We start from the raw sequence: 8,050 nt of genomic DNA on the forward strand, positions 1-8,050 counted from the left end.
CCCCCCCCCCACCCCCCCCCCCCCCCCCCCCCGCCCCCCCCCCCCCCCCCCCACCCCCCCCCCCCCCCCCCCCCCCCCCCCCCCCCCCCCCCCCCCCCCCGGCCCCCCCCCCCCCCCCCCCCCCCCCCACCACGCCGTCTCGCGGGCCCTGGCCCGGGCCGAGGACGCGGGCCAGCCGCCGGGCGAGGACGTGGTCGCGCCCCGGCTCGTCGTGCGCCGCACGACGGCGGCGCCCGGCGGGGCCGGGGCGCGGTGAGGGGTCCTCAGAGCTGCCCGACCAGACGCCCCTTGACCGGCGTCCAGCCGACGACGGTGCTCTCGGCGATCACGCCCTCAGTGGTGAACGGGTCCTGGGCGACGGTGCGCTCGACGGTGGCGGCGTCCTCGGCCTCGAAGACGAGGAACGCGCCCTCGGCGTCCGTCGGGCCCGAGAGGACCAGGGTGTCCCCGAGCCCCGACAGCCACTCGCGGTGGGTCGGGCGCACGCGGTCGCGCAGCGCGGTGTCGGGCGTGTAGCGGTAGGTGGCCACGAAGTACGGCATGCCGGGACGCTACCCGAGGCCCGCGCCCTCAGCCCTTGACGGCGCCCGAGGCGAGGCCGGCGACGTAGAACCGCTGCAGCGCCACGTACAGCACCACGCACGGCACCATGGCGATGACGGCACCGGCCACGAGGTAGCCGAAGTCCACCGCCCCGTAGGCGCCGGACTGCAGGTTCACCAGCGACAGCGGCAGCGTGTAGAGCCGGTCGTCGGTGAGGAACGTCAGGGCCCCGAGGAACTCCGTCCAGCTGGCCAGGAACGCGTACAGCGCGCTGGTGGCGATGCCCGGCAGCAGCAGCGGCCGCAGCACGGACACCAGGGAGCGGAACGTGCCCGCGCCGTCGACGCGCGCGGAGTCCTCGATCTCGTCGGGGATCGTCTCGAACGCGTTGCGCATGACGAACACGCCGAACGGCAGGTTCACCGTGGAGTAGAAGAGCACCAGGCCCAGCCGCGAGTCGGTCAGCCCCATCGCGTTCATCTGCAGGTACAGCGGCGTGATGATCGCCTGGAACGGGACCATCATCGTCACCACGACGAGCCCGAACAGCCAGTTCCGGCCGCGGAAGCGGAAGCGGCCGAACCCGTAGCCGGCGAGCGTCGCGAGCACCGCGGTGAGCACCGCCGTGCTGATCGACACCACGAGGCTGTTGCCCACCGCCCGCGCGATCTGCGCGTCGCCGGCGAACAGGGCCCGGAAGTTGTCCAGCGAGAGCTGGAACACCTGCTGCCACGTCGGGGAGGCGGAGACGATGACGTCGTTGGGCTGGAAGGAGCGCAGGACCGACCAGACGAGCGGGACGAGGAACACCAGCGAGGCCAGGGTCCCGCCGACGACGTACAGGACGAGCTTGGTGCGGCTCTCCGCCCGGCCCGTGGAGGACGGGCCCGGGGAGCCGCCGCGGGGGGACCTCGCCGGGCGCGGGGCGGGCCGGGCCGCGGTGGGCGTGCTGGGAGCGGTGGTGGACACGGGCGTCTCCTCAGTCCTTCTCGCGCAGCAGGCGGAACTGCGCGGCGGTGACGAGGCCGACGACGACCACCAGCACGATCGACAGGGCGGACGCCGCGCCGAGCTGCAGCTGGACGAAACCTCGCTGGTAGATGTACATGACGACGGTCTGGGTCTCGGTGCCCGGCCCGCCGCGGGTGAGGACGTAGAACTGCGTGAAGGCCAGCAGCGAGCCGATGACCGAGATGACCAGGCTCATGGCGATGGTCCGGCGGATCATCGGGATCGTGATGGAGCGCTCGCGCTGCCACCAGGTCGCCCCGTCGATCTCGGCGGACTCGTGCACCTCGCGCGGCACGCCCTGCATGCCGCCCATGAGCAGCACCATCGTCAGCCCGGACACGCCCCACACGATCATCACGCAGATGAGCCCGGTGGCCAGCCGGCCGTCGGCCAGCCAGGCCGTCGACCCGTCGGTGATCCCCAGCCACCGCAGCACCACGTTGACCGCGCCGGAGTCCGGCTGCGCCTCCAGGACGAGCAGGAAGCTCAGCGTCGTCAGGCCGATGACGTAGGGCAGGAAGAAGATCGTGCGGAACAGCGTCGACCCGCGCCGGTTGGAGCGCACGACGACCGCGAGGACGTAGCCGAGCACGAGGATCGGCAGGGTGACGATCGCCGTGTAGAGGACGGTGTACCCGACGGAGCGCCAGAACACGGGGTCCTGCGCGACGCCCAGGTAGTTGCTCAGGCCGGTGAACTCGTAGGAGCCGATGAGCGGCCAGTCCGTCATCGACATGTAGACCGCGAACGCCAGCGGCGCCAGGACGAAGACGACGACGAACGCCAGCGCGGGCGCGACCAGCAGCACCCCCTGGTGCGGCGGGTGCGTCAGGGACCTCGGCGGGCGGTGGCGGACGGCCTGCAGCGCACCGGTGGCCGCGGCGCGGTCGGTGCCCAGGCCCGCGACGCCGCTCACAGCTGCGCCTGCTCGAGGACGCGGGTGAAGCCCGCCTGGCCGGTCTCGATCCCGCCGTCCACGTCACCGTCGAAGACGGCCTGCCGGAAGGCGGCGATCCACGGGGAGTCCGGCTGGTTGAACAGCAGGTTGTAGGCGAGCGTCGTCGGCGCGTAGGCGTCCTGGATGCCCTCCAGCGGCGCGACGGCCAGCGGGTGCCGCTCGCGGTACTCCTCGGTGGCGGCGTCCGAGCGCACCGGCAGGTAGCCGCCGTCGGGCAGGTCGACCTGCTGCGGCAGGTCGAGGGCGAACCTGACGAACTCCCACGCCGCGGACGGGTTCGCCCCGCCGCGCGGCAGGCACAGGTTGTCGCCGCCGGCGAAGGTGGCCCGCCCGCCGTCGGGGCCGGGCAGCAGCACGACGCCCGTCTTGGCGCGCATCTCCTCGTCGGCGTTCAGCACGGCGAGGGAGTAGTTGCCGGGGAACATCCCGACGGTGCCGTCGCGGAAGTCGGCGCCCCAGCGGGCGCCGTCCCCGGAGAAGTTCGCGCGGGGCATCAGCCCCTCCTCCCACATCGTCCGGTACAGCTCGAAGGTGCTGCGGACCGAGGGGCTGTCCGCGACCGCGGCGCGCTGGTCGCCGACGTCCCCGACGACCGTGCGGTCCCCGGAGGCCCACACGTGCGGCTGGACGACGAACCCGAGGATGCCGGCGGAGTTCCCCTCGATCGTCCAGCCGTAGGTGCCGTCGCCGAGGGCGCCGACGGCCCGGGCCGCCTCGAGGATCCCGTCGAAGTCGGCGGTCACCTCGGCCGGGTCGCTGAACCCGGCGCGCTCCAGCAGCTCGGTGTTGTAGAAGAGCGCGGAGTTGTCCGCGATGTACGGCACGCCGTAGTGGCGGTCGTCGCGGGTGGCCAGCCCGAGCTGGCCGGGGTTCAGCGCGTCGGCGAAGTCCAGCTGCCGCACCAGGGGGGTGAGGTCGGTGAACGCGTCGCGGTAGATGAACAGCATCGAGTTGATGTCGTCGATGTCCACGACGTCGGGCACGTTGCCGCCGCGGATCGCGGTGGCCAGCTTGGTGACGTACTGGCCGTCCAGGACGGGGGTGACCTCGACGGTGATGCGGTCCTGCGAGGCGTTGAACGCGTCGACGGTCTGCCGCACGCCGGTGACGGTCGCCGCCCGGCACCACAGCCGCACGACGCCCTCCCCGTCCTGCCCGAAGCCGGTGGCGCCGACGTCGGCCTCGGGCAGGGAGGAGGCGCAGGAGGGCAGCAGCGCGCTCAGCGCCGCGAGCCCTCCCAGGCCCAGCACGTTCCTGCGGTGGAGCTCCATCGCTCTCCTCCGGTCCTGCCCGGCTCAGGCCCGCGGCAGCCAGACCCGCAGGGGGCCCAGCTCGCGGTTGGCCCAGGCGTAGTAGGGGACGGCCGTGACCTCGACGACCTCCGGCAGCGACGCGGGCGCCGGCTCGTCGGAGGCCGGCCGGTACAGCGGCCCGGTGGCCGCCGCGGCGGCGCGGCGCGCGGGGAACGTCAGCGTCGTGACGCCCTCCAGCAGGTCCGCGCGGTGCTCGGCGCGGGCGGTGCGCAGCTCGGCGACGTGGACGCGCACGTCGTCGGCGACGAGGCCCTCGGGCAGGTCCGGCTGCTCGACGCAGTAGACGAGCGGGCCGCGCTCGAGCGCGACGCAGCCGCGCACGGCGTCCACGCGCGGGTCGGCCTCGACCGGGCGGACCTCCAGCGGCAGCACCAGCTCGACGACGTCCCCGGCGCTCCACGCCCGGCGCACGCGCAGGTAGTCGCCCGGTTCGGCGTCCACCGGCCGCCCCGCGACGACGGCGCGGGCACCGGTGGCCCAGGCCGGCACGCGCAGGGCCAGCTCCCACTCCCCCGTCCCCGGGGCGGTCACCTCGACGCGCACGGTCCCGTCCCACGGGTAGTCGGTGGTGACGGCCAGCTCGGCGCCGTCGGCCCCGCGCACCGTGCCGGTGGCGTACTGGTGCAGCTGCACGCCGTCCGCGGACGTCGTGGCGACGTAGGCGTCCAGGCTGGACAGGGTCCGCATGATGTTCGGCGGGCAGCAGGCGCAGTCGAACCAGGGGCGGCGGCCGTGGGCGACGCTGCGCTCCTCGTCCGGGTGGGCGCCGTCGCGCAGCTGCAGGGCGTTGACGTAGAAGTACTCGGTCCCGCGCAGCGAGACGCCCGGCAGGAACGCGTTGTAGAGGGTGCGCTCGACGAGGTCGGCGTAGCGGGACTCGCCCGTGGCCAGCAGCATGCGCCAGCTCCACTGCACGCTGCCGATCGCCGCGCACGTCTCGGCGTAGGCGCGGTCGGGGCCCAGCTCGTGGTGGTCGCCGAACTGCTCCATGTCCCAGCGGGCGCCGATGCCGCCGGTCACGTACGTCTTGGTGGAGACCATGCCCTCCCACTGGCGCACCAGCGCCGCCAGCAGCTCCGCGTCGCCGGTCTCGGCGGCCACGTCGGCGGCACCGGCCGTCAGGTAGACGGCGCGCACCGAGTGCCCCTCGACGGTGGTCTGCTCGCGCACGGGCACCCGGTCGGAGAAGTACGTGGGCTGCTTGCCGTGGCGCTCGGTGATGCCGTGGCCGCGGGCGTCGACGAACCAGCGCGCCAGGTCCAGGTACTCGCGGGTCCCCGTCTCCCGGTACAGCTCGACCAGCGCCATCTCCACGACGGGGTGGCCGTCGACGTCCTCGACCTTGCCCGGCCCGAAGGTGGCGACGAGGTGGTCGGCGAGCTTCACCGCGACGTCGAGCAGCCCGGTGTCGCCCGTGCCGCGCACGACGGCGACGGCGGCCTGGAACAGGTGGCCTGCGCAGTAGTGCTCGTGGCTCCACGGCAGGTCGGTGTAGCGCTCGCCGCCACCGCGCACCTGCTGCACGGAGTCCAGGTAGCCGTCGGCGGCCTGCGCGGCGGCCACCGTGGCGGTGACCTCGCGGATCCAGCCGAGCAGCTCGGCGTCGGCCTCGCGGCCGTGCTCCCAGCCGGCGGCCTCCAGCCACTTGTAGACGTCGGAGTCCATGAAGATCGGGCCGCGGACGTCCCCGGTCTCCGTCCCCGCGGCGATGCGCAGGTTGCGCAGGTTGCCGGCGCTCTCCAGCTTCTCGTAGCCGGTGCGCAGGGCCTGGCGGCGGTTCGCCGCCTGCCGGGCGGACCAGAACCCGCCGGTGATGCGCGCGGCGCCGGTGGGCACGGGCCGCAGCGCCACGGCGGCGCCGGGGGTGGGGGCGGCGGGGGCGTTGATCGCCGCACCGGCCGTCGGGGTGGTCGTCACGAGCTCTCCCTCGAGTCGTCGGAAACATGCGGAACACGTTTTCTGCGGTGACCGTAGGGCCGCCCTCCTGGACCCGTCAAGACGCCGCCCGAGGCTGCTAGCCGGTTATGCTCCTGCCCTTCCGCGGGCGACGAGGGGGTGGACGTGACGGAAAATCTCGTTCCGGCACGGATCGTGGACGTGGCCGCGCTGGCCGGGGTGTCCGCCGGCACGGCCTCCAAGGCCCTCAACGGCACCGGGCAGCTGCGCGCCGAGACGCGCGAGCGGGTGCGCCGCGCCGCCGAGCAGCTGGGCTTCACGCCCGACGCCGTCGGCCGCGGCCTGTCCTCCGGGCGCACCTACACCGTCGGGCTCATCACCACCGACAGCTTCGGGCGCTTCTCCATCCCCGTCATGCTCGGCGCCGAGAACGCCCTGGGCGCCGGGGAGATGGTCGTCCTGCTGTGCGACAGCCGCGACGACCCGCTGCGCGAGCAGCACTACCTGCGCACGCTCCTGGCCCGCCGCGTCGACGGGATCATCGTCACCGGCCGGCGCACCGAGCCGCGCCCGCCGCTGCCCGCCCCCGTCCCCGTCGTCTACGCCTTCACGCCCTCGCAGTCGGACGAGGACTGCTCCCTCGTCGTCGACCAGGCCGGCGGGGCCGCCGCCGCCGTGCGGCACGTCCTGGACCTCGGCCGCACCCGCGTCGCCCACGTCACCGGGCCCGCCGACCACCACGCCGCCCGGGTGCGCGCGAGCGCCGCCGCCGCCGAGGCCGGTGACGCGCTGGTGGCCCCGCCGCTGCACGGCGACTGGTCCGAGCGCTGGGGGCGGCTGGCCGCCGAGCTGCTGCTGCGCCGCCACCCCGACGTCGACGCGGTCACCTGCGGCAGCGACCAGATCGCCCGCGGGGTCTGCGACGGCCTGCGCGACGCCGGCCGCCGCGTGCCCGAGGACGTGGCCGTCACCGGTTTCGACGACTGGGACGTCATCGCCCTGGCCTCGCGACCGCCGCTGACCACCGTCGCCCTCGGCCTGGAGGCCCTGGGCCGCCGCGCCGGCGAGCTGCTGCTGGACGCCGTCGCCGGCCACCCCGTCCGCGGCACGACCACGACGCCGACCCGGCTCGTGGTGCGGGAGTCCACCGTCGGCGTCTGAGGCCCCGCCCCACCCTCCGTGATCACGGAAGGTCGAGCGCTCACCGTCCATGATCACGGCGGGGTGGTGGCGAGGTGTGCGGGGTCGGTGGCCCTGGCAGCGTGGTGGACGTGGACGGCTACCCGGTCGGTGAACCGCACGACGGCGGGATGCTCGACGTCGGCGACGGGCACCGCCTGGCGTGGACGGTCAGCGGCCGCCCCGACGGGGTGCCGGCGGTGCTCCTGCACGGCGGGCCGGGCAGCGGTGCCGACCCGGCGTGGCGGCGGTTCCTCGACCCGGACCGCTACCGGATCGTCCAGCACGACCAGCGCGGCTGCGGGCGCAGCACCCCCTCGGCCGCCGATCCGGTCTGGGACCCGGCCACCGTGACCACCCCGCACCTGCTGGCCGACCTGGACCGGCTGCGCGAGCACCTGCGCGTCGAGCGCTGGCTCGTCCTCGGCGGGTCGTGGGGCTCGACCCTCGCGCTCGCCCACGCCCAGACCCGGCCCGAGCGGGTGCGCGGGCTCGTGCTGTTCGCGGTGGCGACGACGAGCCGGCGGGAGGTCGAGTGGCTGACCCGCGACGTCGGGCGGGTCTTCCCGCGCGAGCACGAAGCGTTCCGCGCCGCGGTACCGGCCGCCGAGCGCGACGGCGACCCGGCCGCCGCGTACGCGAGGCTGCTCGCCTCCCCCGACCCGGCCGTGCACGGCCCGGCCGCGGCGGCCTGGTGCGCGTGGGAGGACGCGCACGTGTCCCTGGCGCCGGGGCACCGGCCGTCGCGCCGGTTCGCCGACCCGCGGTTCCGCCTCGGCTTCGCGCGGCTGGTCACCCGGTTCTGGGCGCACGCCGGGTTCCTCGACGACGTCGCTCCGGACGGGGACCTCGTCGCCGGGGCGCACCGGCTGGCCGGGGTCCCCGGCGTCCTCGTCCACGGCCGCCACGACGTGTCCAGCCCGCTGGAGACGGCGTGGCGGCTGCACCGCGCCTGGCCCGGCAGCGACCTCGTCGTCGTGGACGCCGGCCACGGCGGCGACGCCTTCACGGCGCCGCTGGTCGCGGCCACCGACCGCTTCGCCGAGAGCTGACAGCACCACCCCCTCCTGCCCGTGATCATGGGTGGGTGAACGCTCACCCATCCATGATCACGGTGGGTGAGGGGGACGGCCCCGCCGCGCGCGCCACC

Annotated in this window: 7 protein-coding genes; 2 read left to right on the forward strand and 5 right to left on the reverse strand. The window is 75.0% G+C overall.

The window, feature by feature from the left end:
* Positions 1 to 263: 263 nt before the first annotated feature.
* From AB8M62_RS19860 to AB8M62_RS19880, 5 genes are read right to left on the reverse strand one after another with little or no spacing between them, the layout of a single operon-like run.
* Positions 264 to 542: a YciI family protein gene (locus tag AB8M62_RS19860; protein ID WP_369070652.1), complete on the reverse strand. Its 279-nt coding sequence runs from the start codon at positions 540 to 542 to the stop codon at positions 264 to 266.
* A gap of 28 nt (positions 543 to 570) precedes the next feature.
* On the reverse strand, positions 571 to 1,512 hold the full coding sequence (locus tag AB8M62_RS19865; protein WP_369070653.1) for a carbohydrate ABC transporter permease: 942 nt from the start codon (positions 1,510 to 1,512) through the stop codon (positions 571 to 573).
* A 10-nt stretch (positions 1,513 to 1,522) separates the two neighbouring features.
* On the reverse strand, positions 1,523 to 2,470 hold the full coding sequence (locus tag AB8M62_RS19870) for a carbohydrate ABC transporter permease (protein WP_369070654.1): 948 nt from the start codon (positions 2,468 to 2,470) through the stop codon (positions 1,523 to 1,525).
* The gene (locus AB8M62_RS19875; RefSeq protein ID WP_369070655.1) at positions 2,467 to 3,783 is read right to left on the reverse strand and encodes an ABC transporter substrate-binding protein; all 1,317 of its coding nucleotides are present in this window, start codon (positions 3,781 to 3,783) and stop codon (positions 2,467 to 2,469) included. Before AB8M62_RS19875 ends, AB8M62_RS19870 begins: the two co-directional genes overlap by 4 nt.
* Before the next feature lie 24 nt (positions 3,784 to 3,807).
* Positions 3,808 to 5,742 carry a glycoside hydrolase family 127 protein gene (locus AB8M62_RS19880; RefSeq protein WP_369070656.1) on the reverse strand — a complete coding sequence of 645 codons (1,935 nt, stop codon included), beginning with the start codon at positions 5,740 to 5,742 and terminating at the stop codon, positions 3,808 to 3,810.
* A 144-nt stretch (positions 5,743 to 5,886) separates the two neighbouring features.
* Here AB8M62_RS19880 and AB8M62_RS19885 point away from each other — a divergent pair, with 144 nt between their 5' ends.
* Positions 5,887 to 6,882 carry a LacI family DNA-binding transcriptional regulator gene (locus AB8M62_RS19885; protein WP_369070657.1) on the forward strand — a complete coding sequence of 332 codons (996 nt, stop codon included), beginning with the start codon at positions 5,887 to 5,889 and terminating at the stop codon, positions 6,880 to 6,882.
* 110 nt (positions 6,883 to 6,992) lie between these two features.
* Entirely contained in the window at positions 6,993 to 7,952 is a 960-nt protein-coding gene (gene pip, locus AB8M62_RS19890) for a prolyl aminopeptidase (protein WP_369070658.1), read from the forward strand.
* Positions 7,953 to 8,050 lie beyond the last annotated feature (98 nt).

The sequence above is a fragment of the Kineococcus terrestris genome, from assembly GCF_041020755.1.
In the GTDB taxonomy this organism is placed as follows: Bacteria; Actinomycetota; Actinomycetes; order Actinomycetales; family Kineococcaceae; genus Kineococcus; species Kineococcus terrestris.

What these genes read in the sequence shown, in the direction of transcription:
- AB8M62_RS19860 (WP_369070652.1), bottom strand. Translation starts at nt 542, where the DNA reads ATGCCGTACTTCGTGGCCACCTACCGCTACACGCCCGACACCGCGCTG.
- AB8M62_RS19875 (WP_369070655.1), bottom strand. Translation starts at nt 3,783, where the DNA reads ATGGAGCTCCACCGCAGGAACGTGCTGGGCCTGGGAGGGCTCGCGGCG.